Raw genomic sequence first — 14,040 nt, forward strand, 5'->3', positions numbered from 1 at the left:
GCCTATTGATTTTGATAAATTTGACGACAAACATCTAAATCTCTGCTAACTTTTTCCAACTCTTCTTTATATGTTTTGGCCGATTGGTTCAAACTATCTATTAAATGAGAATTATGTGTAAGACTCCTGATTTGTTTTTTATAATCAATAATATTTTTATAAGCTAGAATAACATTATTATATAGTTTTTTATTCTCTGTAGTATCCCTTGGGATTTTCTGGTAAATATTGGCTATCATTACATTTGCCAAACGTTGCTGAAAATCATTATCTACTTTTGGCGAATTAATAGAATCTACAGTCATCCTGATACTATCAATTTTTACCGAAAAATTAGTTTGATAATCGTATTCTCTTTTCATCATTTCATTCTCTGCTTTAAGCATTTTATTTTCAGCCATAGGCATATAAAAATTAAATGATACTGCAATTAACATCACTGCAAAAGTTAGAATAAAGGCTACTAGAAAAGCTATAAATGCTTTCTGGCGTTCTGATTTGTTTAATACTTCCATTATTTATTATTTCTATTTATTTTTAATCTTTTATAAAAAAACCATGACGTTTTGGGTTATGAACAATATCTTTTTTATCTGTTTCGGCAACAAATAATTCAATATTTTCTTTTTTCTTACCTATATAATCCAGCTTACTTAAAGTCTCGAACAATTTCTCTATTTTGACTAAGAAATTCATCGTAGGTGTAGCTGTTTTATCTATATATACATGATTATAGCCTGTATTGATAAGTGACGTAAATAATGTCTCTAAATCACCTTGTGAAAGATCACACCACTCAGCAAAATAATTTAACAACTCTTCTTTCCCTGCTCCAGATTTTGAATCAATGAAATTTTTCATCACTCTGGCGAAAGATACCACTGTACTTAACATCGATGACGGATGTTGATACAATGAAACCCAATGAAACTGCGTAAGACAATTTCCTAAAAAATAGGCAGTATTATCTGCCAACTGCAACATTGCATTAGCAAGAAGACCTGTTTGCTGAATTCGGTTTATTTTTTGAGCAATCTGTACCGAATAAACTTCAATCTGTCCAAATGACCGCGCAATTTGTGCTTGCATGTCAACTAATTTTGGATGACAAGCTACAGTCATAGATGGCGGAATATAAGCATCATCAAGAATTGTAGTATCTCCAACTAAAACCTTACCAATAGCCAGATAAAAACCTCCATACCCTATTCCTGAACGAAAATCTTCTGCTTTAATTAAATGAAGTTTATATTCTGGCTGTGAATATGGATATCTAGGTGGTACTTCTTCTGGATCAGGTTCTCCAAAAGGAATCCTTTTCATAGAATTAACAGATATACAAGCAAGTAATACCAATTGTTCTCCATCTTTTATCTGATAAGTATCTTCTGGGTATGGAACTTGCAAATCCAATGTATCTGTATGACTCTTACTTATTTCAATTCTGGATCCATTTGGGGTAATCGCATGACATTCTTCTACACGTACACGAAGTAGTTTATGATTATCTATTCCTAATGTAATTTTTGTTGATTCTCTATTCTGATTCCCCAAATCAAGTAGTCCATAACTCATAGGTGTTGTATGAATACCTATTGCATCACTTACTAATTCAGAAACATTATCCTGCATCGATAAGAAATGACTTTTATTTATCTTCATCCCATCAATCCAGTTAACAGGAAAATGATTTAATTTTTCTATCATAATTTTTTAATTGAGTTGTGTCGCCTTATTTTCACTTTTGGCAGATTTTCCTGATGCGGATTTTCCGTTATCACTACCTACACCATATACCGCTTGATCATCTTCATTCTTTTTACCAGAGGTCCCTACTATTTTTTCTTTTTGTCTTTTACAAATAATTACCGAATTCTCAGTAATACCGTTCATTCCCAAAGTATATTTAGCATCAACATACTTAGCACTTTGATACCATTTGGGCTGCAGAAAAAATACCCAATTAGAATTCCCTCCATCACTATCATGTAAATCAATTTTACTTTCGCTATTATGGTCATTATACCCCGAAACAGTATGATAAAATAAATTACCAAAATCGATTCTTACAGGACCCTTAGATCTAAGAGATGTATATACAAGGCTATCTTCATTTTTTTGAATCAATAAGGTTATAAGTAATAAATCTTTCATTTCTACCCCATCAATCTCAGGATATGGATTATTTCCCTCACGTATTTTCCAGGTAACATATTCTTTGGGTGGTATTTGCATCATATAATTAAATACTGCATAAATTCCAGTAGGAACAATAAACACTAAGAAGTGTGAACACATTAAGAAAGTAAGCCCAATACCATTAAGTGCTGTATAAATAATTATAAACAGAACACTTGAATACAGAATAATTAATAAAGAAAACAACAATTCAATACCAACAGATTTGACATTAAATTCTTCAAAATACCATCTATATAAATAAACATGAAGACATCCAAACAATAAAGAAGCTATTTGATAAAACAGAAATTCATCAGATAATTCTGTAAATAACTTATTATAACCCAAGAAGGCTACTAATGCGTAAATAAGCACAAATGAAAATATATAGATATAGAATTTCTTCTTATATTTTACTGCAAATTCTTTTATTTTATCACTAAATACCATTGTAAGAATAACACTTACTGCTATAATTACAACCAGAAATACAATGAGCCTAATATCTATAAGCGCTGTTAAATGTTTTTTTATCATTTCTAAATTCGTGTTGAATATCCCAACACAGGCTGTTTACTAAAATTAAATGCTTCTGTTTCTTCATTCATTAATAAGATTGTTTTAAGTTCAACTTCCATTGGAAAAAAATGCTCATAAAAACAATCTATAAATTTTTTAACCCCGCCTTCATGGATATAATCTTGAAAAGGCTTATTGATTATAGGTCCTATCTCGACGGTTACATTCATGGAGTAATCCATATACTTGTTACCGCAAATAAAATCGACACCCAATCTATTTTCTCCTAAATTAATTTGCTGACTCTCATCACTATATTCTTTAGAACTTGTTATTTTATATTGTACTTTTTCTTCTATAATACTGCCTAAACATCGGCATGCTAAATCAATATCACCAACAATCTTATAAGCGTATGGCAAAAGCTGAATAAACTTAGACACCAAAACTGCTGGGTAAATATGTGGCAAACCCCAGAAATCATAAAAAAAATCTAGTGGTTTGCTTCCGTTTAATTTGTATAAAAAATCTCTCTCAACACTTTCTATCTTAGTCCTATAATGAAAAATTTCATTTTCAAAAGGAATAAAAAAATTACGAGCTTCGGCTTCTTGTTTTTTCTGATGCTTATGCTCTTTTATCATTTGCCGAACAGACTTATCAGTATTGTTCTCACTCAAACTATGAACATAACCCTCTGGTAGCGCATCATAAATACTATCTCTAGACAAGAATATGTTAAGATATTCCTGTTTATCGTAGTTATCATCCTGGATCGTTGCGCCTAAAACATCACTCCTATACGCTCTTGAGAATTGTCCTCTGTTAGAAATTATAATTTCTTCAGAGACAACATTATTGCTCTCAATAAGCTCATTGGCTATAATTTCGGCTCTGATATCATAAGAAATACTCTCTATTTCTTTTACCAAAGTTTCAAGAGACTGTTTATTTCTTCTTTGCATCTTCATTGATTCTTCCTGCTCCTATATAGCGCAATTGAAAATATTCGTCATTGAAATTATAAATCGCCAATCCTTTATCTGTACATGCCAAAATCCTATCGTTATGAAGGTATAAACCAACATCCGAGATAGGATGATCTTTATCGTATCGAAAAAAAACTAAATCCCCTTCTGCCAAAAAACTTCGTCCTGTAAAAATCTGAATTGCTTTAGATTTCCACATTCCAGCAGGATCTTTAGGAAGTGTTACTTTATAAACATCACTATACAGGGATTGCAGGAAATAAGAACAATCGATTCCTTTTTTCGAAAAGCTTTTTTCTTTGTACGGCGTATTAATCCAAGTATCGATATACCCATACAAATTGTAATTCGTTATTTTATTAGGAGTTACAGCAAGAACTATCGAATACTTCTCCTTTAAGGCTAAAGTAGCATCACTTAAATTTTCTGAATTATCATTTACAACAGTTTTATTCTTTAATCCTGCTTCTTCCATATGAGATTGCTTTTTTAGCAAATCCAAGGAATAATCATATTTAAAGGGAATCTGAGAAATATAACTCTGACTCCTGCATTCTGTATGTAGCAATATTGCTAGTATTAATAAAATTACTTGCTTCATTAAAAAAAATATAAAATATTATTTTACCCTGATTCAAAGAAATCAGTGGCTATAGATTTTCAATTATTGAAATCTATCAATCGTAAAAAGCTAACTGTTGTGGTATTTGTTAACTTGAATTATTTTTATTATAATTTTCTTAAAATGTCCATCTTATTTCAAACAATGCGACATCTTCAGATTTTATGGTTTTTAAATTTATTCTCAAATTTTAATACTGCAATATAGATTGCAATAAAATTAAAATCAATTTCAATAAGTCATAAAAATACTACTTTAAGGCATTTTTATATTTTTTTAAATAAATCTATTGCTTCTAAAAAATGAAATAAAACATCATTTTTCAGTTTCCAAAAACTAACTGTTGTGGTATTTGTTAGCCTGGTTCTTTTATTATGAATTTATCACATCCACAATCACAAGGTTACAAACGTAATAAATTATTCTGTAAGAATACAAATTATTTTTTGTAAATTTTATAGTAATAATTCTTGGAATCTTAAAATAATAAAAACTATTTTTGCGAGTAACTTTATAAAATATATTCTGACTTTTGTGAATTCTTAAAAATAAAAAATGAATAAAAAAAACATCGACATTAGGGTTATATTCTTCTTTGCAGTTTTATTATTGATAGGAATAGTTGCGTTTATAGTCCAGTTTTTCAACCATGTAGACTGCGAAGATGTTAAGCTTTACATTTTCTCAGATCACTCGCAAAGCGAGGAATCCATTGAGTTTTATGACCGAACCCATAATGCAAAAACATGGGAATGGGATTTTGGAGATGGGTCTTTACTAGATGTAAGAAGACATACCTTTCATGTCTATAAAAAACCAGGAAAATATAAGGTGACACTAACCATAAATGGCAATTGTGTCCACACACGAGAACTCATAATTAAGGATAAATATGCCACAGATAAATTTGGAACTCCACAAATTATTGTCCCAAAAATAATCACCGCAGGGCAACCTACTTATTTTAGATCCGAGTCTGATGATGCTAGAACATGGGAGTGGTCATTTGGAGAAAATAGAAGAGGAATCGACGAAACTTCGGCAAATCCAGTATACACTTTTTCAACTCCGGGCGAAAAAACAATTACACTTATCATAAATGGAGATTTTAGCACCGTTGCCAAAAAAACAATTTATGTGCATACCAGAGTAATTAAGAAAACAAATCCGCTGGATGTTACCTCGTATGAATATGAAAAAAAGGCAGAAGCTTTTTCATTACCAAGGGGTTCTGTTAAAAAAGACCCTCTGGAAGACATGTTACAATATGTACCTGTTGCCCCAAAAACTAAAACTCAAAAAGATAGTATTAGCGCAATAAAAAAGGCTCCAAAAGTATCCGAAGATCAGTTTGAAATTTTATTAACTAAAGTTGCTGAAGGTAGCAAAGTCAAAGATGATTTCTCTGAATATTTATGTGATGATCTTGATATTCCGATTGTAAAAAATGATAAAGAATTGTTGACTTTTTCACAATTATGTGCTGCTATTAAAGGGAAAAAAATAAAAATAGAATCAATACGATTAAACAAAGACAAACAAAATAATTGCATTAAGGGACTAAATATTAGCTATAAAGTAAAAAAATACTTGATCTGGTCTAAAGATTAAAATAGTATGGAAGAAGAAAAAAACATTTTCAGCGTAGAATTACTAAGTGCATTTGAAATAGCAAGAAAAATTGCTAAAACCAATTCAAACAAATATTATTCGGCAGCCCATTTATTAAAAGCTATTTTAAACAGAGATTTATCTCTTTTAAAACAACTTGAAACAATGGGGAAAGATGTTTATTATCTTGACGAATGGGCAGAAGTTCGAATGGAAGATGAACCTAAAACAAGTCAAGTTCTTAATGCAGAGCCGAGCGATGTAATTGATGAAATCATCAAAGAAGCAGAATCGGTAAGAGCTATATTAAATGAAGATGAAATTACTCTTTATGCCATTATAGTTGCCTTAAGTTCACCTGGAGTAGGTTTTAATTTCGACCAGATGAAAACTTATCCTATTTCCCGAAACGAATTACTAGAAGACCAAACTAATATACCTCAAGACCAAAACATTGCCAAACAAGAAGTTAAAAAAGGCTTTTTAGGCAAATATTGCATTCATAAAAACCTCGAAAAAAAGAAAAAAAGGATAGTTGCTATTGGTCGTGAAACAGAATTAAACACGATTAAAGAAATTCTTTGTCGATTCTCTAAACCCAATGTATTGTTAATTGGTGATCGAGGTATTGGAAAATCAATTTTAATAGATACACTTGTTCAAAATGTAATCTCAAATCAAGTTCCAGATGTTTTAAATAAAGTACAACTCTTTGAACTAGATTTATCATCCCTAATCGCTGGAGCTTCTTATAAAGGCGAAATCGAGGATAGATTAAAGAATTGTATTCAGGAACTAAGACAGTTTCCTAAAGCGATTCTTATCATCGAAGAAATTCATATACTACTAGATAAAAATGGTGGCGATTCAGGCGTTTCTAATGTTTTAAAAGGCGAATTAGCTAAAGGATTAAACATTATTGCTACATCGACAATCGATGAATACACCAAAAGAATTGAAAAAGAACAAGGTTTATCTGGTATGTTTGAGATTGTAAAACTAGAAGAATCTGATGATGACACTTTATTTCGAATGATTCGCGAGTCCATTAAAACATATCAGGAACATCATAAAATACAAATCGATGATGAGACTATTACAGAGTCCATTCGATTATCCAAAAGATATTTAAAAGAAAAAAGTCTACCAGAATCGGCTATTAATCTTATCGACCATACGATGTCGGTTTTAAAAACGTCTGGCGAAACTTTTCTTAAAGAAAAACAATCAATTCTTGATAAATTAGAGCTTTTAAAGCAAAATGATGCTGGTTTATCTGAAGAACAATTAATAAAAGAATCAAACTGGTTCCTTACCGATTTAATCAATAAGACAACATTTTTGATGGTTGTTGATGAACAAAATGACAACAAAGTATTTGAAACATCTGAGTCTATCATCAACCATATCGAAAGCCTAATAAGTACACTTGAAGAAAGAGCTTTAGACAAACGTGTACATATCGAAGCTTTTGATTTATCGCTTATTATTGCTCAAAAAACTGGTATTCCTGCTGGAAAACTAAAAGAGGAAGAAAAGCAAAAATTAAACAATATCGAAGAAGTTTTAGGCCGAAGAGTTATTGGTCAGGACCATTGTATTGCTACAGTTGCAGGATCTATCTTAGAGTCAAGATCAGGCTTAAGTAAAGCTGGACAACCTATTGCATCATTTTTCTTTTTAGGACCTACAGGAACAGGAAAAACAGAACTTGCAAAGAGTTTGGCCGAGTTCCTTTTTCAGGATGAAAATGCTATTATCCGTTTTGATATGTCCGAATTTAAAGAAGAGCACTCCGCAGCATTACTTTATGGAGCACCTCCGGGATATGTGGGTTATGAAGAAGGTGGATTATTGGTGAACAAAATAAGACAAAAACCATATTCAATCGTATTATTTGATGAAATCGAGAAAGCACATACTTCTGTATATGATGTGTTTTTGCAAATTATGGACGAAGGAAAACTTCATGATCGATTAGGTAAAGAAGGCGATTTCTCAAATGCTATTATCCTTTTTACCTCAAATATTGGTGCAGATCATATTGTAGAAACTTTTAATAGTGGTAAAATTCCAACTTCAACTTCCTTAATGGAAATTATGGGGAATTATTTTAGACCTGAATTTTTAGGACGATTAACCGAAATTGTTCCTTTTGCTCCTATTAGCAAAGAAAACGCATTGAAGATATTTGAAATCCACCTCAAAAAAGAGTTCATGGATTTACTTAAAAACATCAATATAACTGTTGAAATTCCTATGGAAGCCAAACTATATCTAGCAGAAAATGGATATAATGCCAAATACGGTGCAAGACCTATTAAAAGTATTATTCGTAGTCATTTAAGAAGACCATTGGCCAAGAAAATAATTTCTGGTGAAGTAAAAGATGGCGATAAAATGATTGTCGTTATCGAAAATGACGAGGTAAAATGGATTAAAGAGGAAGTATTAATTAACTCTGAAAATTAATTTAATTCCCATTTATTATAAATGAAAAACGCTAAGATTTACTTAGCGTTTTTTTTGTGTTTATATTTCTAAAAATAATCTTTTAATCTAAAACCAATCCGATTTGTCCATCATCATCTAGTTCTGTTTCAACTGAATCATCATCGGATAGTTCCGGTTTTTCAGGAACTTCTTCTTTTGGTTCTTCGTATGGTAATGGATCTTATACACTCCCGAATTAAGTACGAAGCAGAAACTAATCTTTGAACATGCTGGTTACTTCAGTAATAACGTTCTCAACTTGTTCTCCCTAATTTTCGCAGAAATTACTATCCTTCAAAATACTCTGATCTACGTTTTTAAAATAATCCTTAATAAAAACATTCTTTATAATTATTCTATAACAATTTTTCTTAATTCGTCATTACCAATATCTCCAACGAATAATATTCCTTCAGGATTTATAGCAATTCCTCTAGGATTTGCAAATTCTGCCTCAAGATCTATTCCATTTTTATTGCCATACGATCCACCAGAAATTGTTGTAACTTTTCCTTTCGAAGTGACCATTCTTATTGCATTATTATCACTATCCGTAATAAACAAATTATTGCTCTTATCGATTGTTATTCCTCTTGGTCCATTAAACGTTGCTTCAGAACCTACCCCGTCTTTACGTCCACGAACGGCAGATCCTGCTAAAGTACTAACAATCCCATTTGAAGATATTTTTCTTATCTTATTATACTTATATTCAGATACATACATATTATCATCTTTATCAAAAACAATGCCGCTTGGTCCGCCAAATTTTGCCACATTTATATTACCATCTACAGACCCAGAACCATCTCCAGTGAATATACTTAGTACACCTAATGACGAAAATTTAAGAATCCTATTATTAGAAAACTCTGCAATAAATAAATTATTTTTACTATCAAAACACATACCAGTTGAACTACCAGACCTGACACGATTTCCAGTATTTGTATAGACATTAGTCTTTTCTCCCGATGGTGTAATCATATAAAGATATCCATTTATATCACTTACATAAACATTATTGTTATTGTCGGTAGTAATAGCGGCTGCATATCCCGTAAATTCAGCGATATTACTAAAATACTCGCCTTTTGGAGATAATTTATCTATTTGTTCCGTATAGCCAAGTGTCATATAAATATTCCCGATTTTATCAATTGCTATCTGATTAGCATATAATGAATAATCTGTCAGTCTTCTAACATAACTTACTGTAGCTGTTGGAATATATTCAAAACCTTTTAAAACAAAATCTTTTTGTTTTAAAGCAATTTTAATAGTTCCATCTGTTACTTTATTTGGTACTAATACAACTATTTCATCATCTTTAATAGATTGTATTGATGCTTCTTTATTTCCAAAAAAGATCTTAATATCAGAAATACTTGTGCTTAAATTAGTCCCTTTTATAGTTATAAGTGTATTCTTCTTAGCACTTAAAGGACTTGCAGAAGCAATTGTTACCTCTTTACTTTCAACAACAACTCCTATAGGATCTTTAACTATTTCATCATCTCCATTTCCAGAACAAGAAGTGAACACTAATAAAACAGTACTTAATAAGTATATTATTTTTTTCATTGGTTTTAGCTTTTAAATTATTCATGTAAATAATACAATTAAAAGCCAATAAATTTTCCTTAATAAGTCACAATGATAGCAGAATAAAACTTTTATTGACCCTCTTCTAACAATTACAAAAAAAATAGAACAAAAAAACCGTTAAGCATCTCTTAACGGTTTTTCACTTTTATTTTAATCTAAAACCAATCCGATTTGTCCATCATCGTCTAGTTCTGTTTCAACTGAATCATCATCAGATAGTTCTGGTTTTTCAGGAACTTCTTCTTTAGGTTCTTCGTATGGTAATGGATCTAACAGATTAACTTGTTTTATCTTATCACTTGTTAATTGATTCCCTAATGCTTTAAAGCCTTTTACAGCAATAAAATCTTCGATATCTACATACAAATTATCTTTTTGAACTCCTTTTACCTTAGCGAAAACTAATTCGACTACAGGGCGATAATCAGTCGCAACAATCTCTAGCTGAGAATTAGGGTGTTCAGTAATAAAACATTCTTCTTTATTTTCAGTCTCAATCAAGAAACGCTTAATATAGTAACGTTCTTTTTCCCCATCAAAATAAATAGCTGAAATTGGCTTTTTAGGATTCCATTTTTCCAAAACAATCATGTCTTCATCAAAATGAGTTGATAATTCTGGAATAATCACCTTCAGCTTTCCTGTCTGGCTAATGATTAATATTTTATCACTTGGCTTAAATTCTCCTAACAATTCTCCACGTGCATCTACATTAAGACGCTTTACAGTATCATCAAACCAAACTTTTCTTGGTAATAAAGTAGAGATTCCTTTCTCTTTAAGTTCGATTTTCTTAATTGGATATTTGGTTACCAAATTTCCTTTTGAAGCTCTTCCTTTAATAGCTAATTTGGCAAAATCAATATCGAATTTCAATTTTTTAATCGTTCCAACCTGACGCAGTAAAATAGTTATTACTTCGGCTTCTCCGTTTGGATTATGCGAAAAATAAACTACTTGCGAACCTGTAGTTTCATTGGTTAAATCATACGCTTTATCACGTGTAACTCCCGAAACATTAAAACGTTTTATATATGAAGGTCCTGATTTTCCGTCACGATACATCATATTGTAAATTGTACGTTTATCGCTTTTATCAAAAATAGCAACATGTATGATATCTTTACCCACAAATGTCTTAGAATCAACTTTTGTAATTATCATTTTACCATCTCGTAAAAATACAATCACATCATCAATATCCGAACAATCAGTTAAATACTCATCTTTTTTCAAGCTAGTTCCAACAAAACCTTCTTCGCGGTTTACATAAAGCTTTGTGTTACGTAAAACTACTTTTGTAGCCTCAACATTATCAAAAACACGAAGTTCGGTCTGACGTTCACGACCTTTACCATATTTCTCTTTTAATCTGGTAAAATAAGCAATAGCAAAATCTGTTAAGTTTTCCAGATTGTATTCTACTTCCTTCATTTCATCTTCTAACTTAGCGATAAAATCATCGGCTTTATCAGAATCAAAACGGGTAATACGTATCATCGGAATTTGAGTCAAACGCTGTAAATCATCATCGTGAATTTCTCTTACGAATGATTTCTTGAAAGGTTCAAATCGGTCATATAAATATTTATACAACGATTCTCTATCTGAATATAATTTGAAATCAATGTACATTTCCTCTCGAATGAAGATTTTCTCTAAAGTAGAGAAATGCCATTTATTTTTTAATTCCTCTAATTGAATTTCTAGCTCTTGTCGAAGCAAATCGACAGTTCTATTCGTAGAAATCTTCAACATTGCTGAAACACCAATAAACAATGGTTTATTATCCTCAATAACGCAACCTAAAGGCGCTACAGAAGTTTCGCAGGCTGTAAACGCAAACAAAGCATCAATTGTTTTGTCTGGTGAAACTCCTGGAAAAAGGTGTATCAAAATCTCTACATCTGCCGCAGTATTATCTTCAATTTTCTTGATTTTGATTTTGCCTTTTTCATTGGCTTTCAAAATACTATCAATTAAAGTAGTCGTATTGGTCGAAAACGGAATTTGCGTAATTACAAGTGTATTCTTGTCTAATTGTGCAATTTTGGCACGTACACGAACACGTCCGCCACGAAGTCCATCATTATAATTAGAAATATCTGCAATACCCTGAGTCATAAAATCAGGATATAATGTAAACGGTTTTCCTTTAAGAATTTTTATCGAAGCATCGATTAATTCATTAAAGTTATGTGGCAATACTTTCGTAGAAAGTCCAACCGCAATACCTTCGGCTCCTTGTGCCAAAAGCAAAGGAAATTTTACTGGTAGATTATTCGGTTCTGCACGACGACCATCATAAGAAACACCCCAATCGGTAATTTTTGGAGAGTATAAAACCTCCAAAGCAAATTTAGATAAACGTGCCTCAATATAACGCGAAGCTGCAGCTCCATCTCCTGTTAAGATATTTCCCCAGTTTCCCTGACAATCTATCAATAAATCTTTTTGACCTATTTGTACCATTGCATCACCAATACTCGCGTCTCCGTGAGGGTGATACTGCATGGTGTGACCTACAACATTGGCAACTTTATTATAACGACCATCATCCAACTCTTTAAGAGAGTGCATAATACGACGTTGTACGGGCTTAAATCCGTCTTCGATAGCAGGAACAGCACGTTCCAGAATTACGTACGAAGCATAATCCAAGAACCAGTCTTTATACATTCCGGTAACTTTGGTGATGGTATCACCACCTTCGCCATCGTTATTATCGTAAAAATGTCCTCCTTCAAAAGATTTGGCATCTACTTCGATAATTTCCTCAGATTCTTCCTCGTCTTGATTGTCATCAAAAGAATTAGTATCCTCCGAATTATTTTCTTCGTTATCTGGAATTATGTTATCGTCTTCTTCGTCTTTCATTTAATTATATTCGAAATTATAATTTTAATATTATTTGTTTTCGATGAGTTCTTTTAAAACCTCAACACTCGGTAACACTGTTTTATATTTACTAGCAAAAATTTGCTCGTTATTTTCTGGTAAAGTATATCTTACTACTGCCTCACTTTTATTTTGGCAAAGTATAATTCCAATAGTTTTGTTTTCATCCTCCAAACGCATTTCTCTATCATAATAGTTAACATACATTTGCATCTGACCTAAATCCTGATGTTTTAATTCACCTATTTTCAAATCAATAAGTACAAAACATTTTAAAATTCTATTATAAAAAACTAAATCAATTCGAAAGTGTTTATCATCAAATGTAATTCTTTTTTGTCTTGCGACGAAAGTAAAACCATGACCTAACTCTAGTAAAAAATGTTCTAGTTTATTAATAATTTCTTCTTCTAATTGCAATTCTGAATATTGATGTAATTCTGGCAATCCCAAAAATTCAAGTATGTAAGGATCTTTAATAATATCTTTAGGTTTCTCAATGATCTGACCTTTTTCTGATAATTTTAAAACTCCTTCTTTATCACGACTTAATGATAATCTGCTATAAAGTGCCGAATCATACTGTCGCTTTAATTCTCGAACACTCCAATTGTGTTTCTCTGATTCTATTTCGTAAAAAAGTCTTTCTTTTTCATCATCAATTCGCATTAAAAAAACATAATGAGACCAAGTCAATTTAAAAAACGAAGATAATATCTGCATTTTTTCATTTCTGAAATTCGTCGACAGCGATGACGAAATTGAATCATTAGAATTCCGCGACACTGTCTCGGAATTCTTAATTTCCAAAATACTAGACACTGTCTCGGAAATTGAATACACTAAATAAAATTTTCTTATATTCTGTAGGTTATCAACTGAAAATCCTTTTCCAAATTCCTTAATCAATTGCTGAGAAAGTCCTTTCAATAATTGTTTTCCATATTCGGCTTTATCTTTTCCGTTTTGTTCTTCTTCAACAATCATTCTTCCTATCTCAAAATAGGTAATTGTCATCGTTGAATTTACAGTACGTAAAACTTGTTGTCGAGCATTTTGCAATAACTCAACTACTTGTTGAAATATGACTTTATTTTGAAGATCGGTTGACAATATATT

At 31.4% G+C, this 14,040-nt stretch carries 10 protein-coding genes; 2 read left to right on the forward strand and 8 right to left on the reverse strand.

Annotated elements, in window-relative coordinates; genetic code table 11:
* Window positions 1–2: 2 nt before the first annotated feature.
* The 5 genes from tssO to AC3IPI_RS21985 are packed head-to-tail and all read right to left on the reverse strand — an operon-like array spanning window position 3 to window position 4,290.
* A complete protein-coding gene (gene tssO, locus AC3IPI_RS21965; RefSeq protein ID WP_086895171.1) occupies window positions 3–515 on the reverse strand; it encodes a type VI secretion system TssO in 513 nt (170 codons plus the stop codon).
* 22 nt (window positions 516–537) lie between these two features.
* On the reverse strand, window positions 538–1,707 hold the full coding sequence (locus AC3IPI_RS21970) for a hypothetical protein (RefSeq protein ID WP_086895172.1): 1,170 nt from the start codon (window positions 1,705–1,707) through the stop codon (window positions 538–540).
* A gap of 6 nt (window positions 1,708–1,713) precedes the next feature.
* Window positions 1,714–2,718 carry a TssN family type VI secretion system protein gene (locus tag AC3IPI_RS21975; protein ID WP_489155754.1) on the reverse strand — a complete coding sequence of 335 codons (1,005 nt, stop codon included), beginning with the start codon at window positions 2,716–2,718 and terminating at the stop codon, window positions 1,714–1,716.
* Between the two features lie 2 nt (window positions 2,719–2,720).
* Complete coding sequence (locus AC3IPI_RS21980; RefSeq protein ID WP_242667475.1) at window positions 2,721–3,665, reverse strand: hypothetical protein; 945 nt, start codon at window positions 3,663–3,665, stop codon at window positions 2,721–2,723.
* Window positions 3,649–4,290: a C40 family peptidase gene (locus tag AC3IPI_RS21985; protein ID WP_086895174.1), complete on the reverse strand. Its 642-nt coding sequence runs from the start codon at window positions 4,288–4,290 to the stop codon at window positions 3,649–3,651. Before AC3IPI_RS21985 ends, AC3IPI_RS21980 begins: the two co-directional genes overlap by 17 nt.
* 576 nt (window positions 4,291–4,866) lie before the next feature.
* On the opposite strand from AC3IPI_RS21985, the gene AC3IPI_RS21990 reads away from it, so the two are divergent.
* Both AC3IPI_RS21990 and AC3IPI_RS21995 read left to right on the forward strand, forming a co-directional pair.
* On the forward strand, window positions 4,867–5,922 hold the full coding sequence (locus AC3IPI_RS21990) for a PKD domain-containing protein (RefSeq protein WP_489155757.1): 1,056 nt from the start codon (window positions 4,867–4,869) through the stop codon (window positions 5,920–5,922).
* 6 nt (window positions 5,923–5,928) lie between these two features.
* On the forward strand, window positions 5,929–8,394 hold the full coding sequence (locus AC3IPI_RS21995) for an AAA family ATPase (RefSeq protein WP_489155759.1): 2,466 nt from the start codon (window positions 5,929–5,931) through the stop codon (window positions 8,392–8,394).
* A 372-nt stretch (window positions 8,395–8,766) separates the two neighbouring features.
* On the opposite strand, the gene AC3IPI_RS22000 is transcribed toward AC3IPI_RS21995, so the two are convergent.
* The 3 genes from AC3IPI_RS22000 to AC3IPI_RS22010 all read right to left on the reverse strand — a co-directional run bounded on the left by AC3IPI_RS22000 (window position 8,767) and on the right by AC3IPI_RS22010 (window position 14,034).
* Window positions 8,767–9,999: an IPT/TIG domain-containing protein gene (locus AC3IPI_RS22000; RefSeq protein ID WP_489155761.1), complete on the reverse strand. Its 1,233-nt coding sequence runs from the start codon at window positions 9,997–9,999 to the stop codon at window positions 8,767–8,769.
* Window positions 10,000–10,173: 174 nt separating this feature from the next.
* Complete coding sequence (locus AC3IPI_RS22005; RefSeq protein WP_489155763.1) at window positions 10,174–12,900, reverse strand: DNA gyrase/topoisomerase IV subunit A; 2,727 nt, start codon at window positions 12,898–12,900, stop codon at window positions 10,174–10,176.
* A gap of 30 nt (window positions 12,901–12,930) precedes the next feature.
* The gene (locus AC3IPI_RS22010; RefSeq protein WP_489155765.1) at window positions 12,931–14,034 is read right to left on the reverse strand and encodes a PDDEXK nuclease domain-containing protein; all 1,104 of its coding nucleotides are present in this window, start codon (window positions 14,032–14,034) and stop codon (window positions 12,931–12,933) included.
* Window positions 14,035–14,040: the final 6 nt, after the last annotated feature.

The sequence above is a fragment of the Flavobacterium sp. GL_143 genome, assembly GCF_057834355.1.

What these genes read in the sequence shown, in the direction of transcription:
- AC3IPI_RS22005 (WP_489155763.1), bottom strand. Translation starts at nt 12,900, where the DNA reads ATGAAAGACGAAGAAGACGATAACATAATTCCAGATAACGAAGAAAAT.
- AC3IPI_RS21980 (WP_242667475.1), bottom strand. Translation starts at nt 3,665, where the DNA reads ATGCAAAGAAGAAATAAACAGTCTCTTGAAACTTTGGTAAAAGAAATA.
- tssO (WP_086895171.1), bottom strand. Translation starts at nt 515, where the DNA reads ATGGAAGTATTAAACAAATCAGAACGCCAGAAAGCATTTATAGCTTTT.
- AC3IPI_RS22000 (WP_489155761.1), bottom strand. Translation starts at nt 9,999, where the DNA reads ATGAAAAAAATAATATACTTATTAAGTACTGTTTTATTAGTGTTCACT.
- AC3IPI_RS21970 (WP_086895172.1), bottom strand. Translation starts at nt 1,707, where the DNA reads ATGATAGAAAAATTAAATCATTTTCCTGTTAACTGGATTGATGGGATG.
- AC3IPI_RS21990 (WP_489155757.1), top strand. Translation starts at nt 4,867, where the DNA reads ATGAATAAAAAAAACATCGACATTAGGGTTATATTCTTCTTTGCAGTT.
- AC3IPI_RS21985 (WP_086895174.1), bottom strand. Translation starts at nt 4,290, where the DNA reads ATGAAGCAAGTAATTTTATTAATACTAGCAATATTGCTACATACAGAA.
- AC3IPI_RS21975 (WP_489155754.1), bottom strand. Translation starts at nt 2,718, where the DNA reads ATGATAAAAAAACATTTAACAGCGCTTATAGATATTAGGCTCATTGTA.
- AC3IPI_RS21995 (WP_489155759.1), top strand. Translation starts at nt 5,929, where the DNA reads ATGGAAGAAGAAAAAAACATTTTCAGCGTAGAATTACTAAGTGCATTT.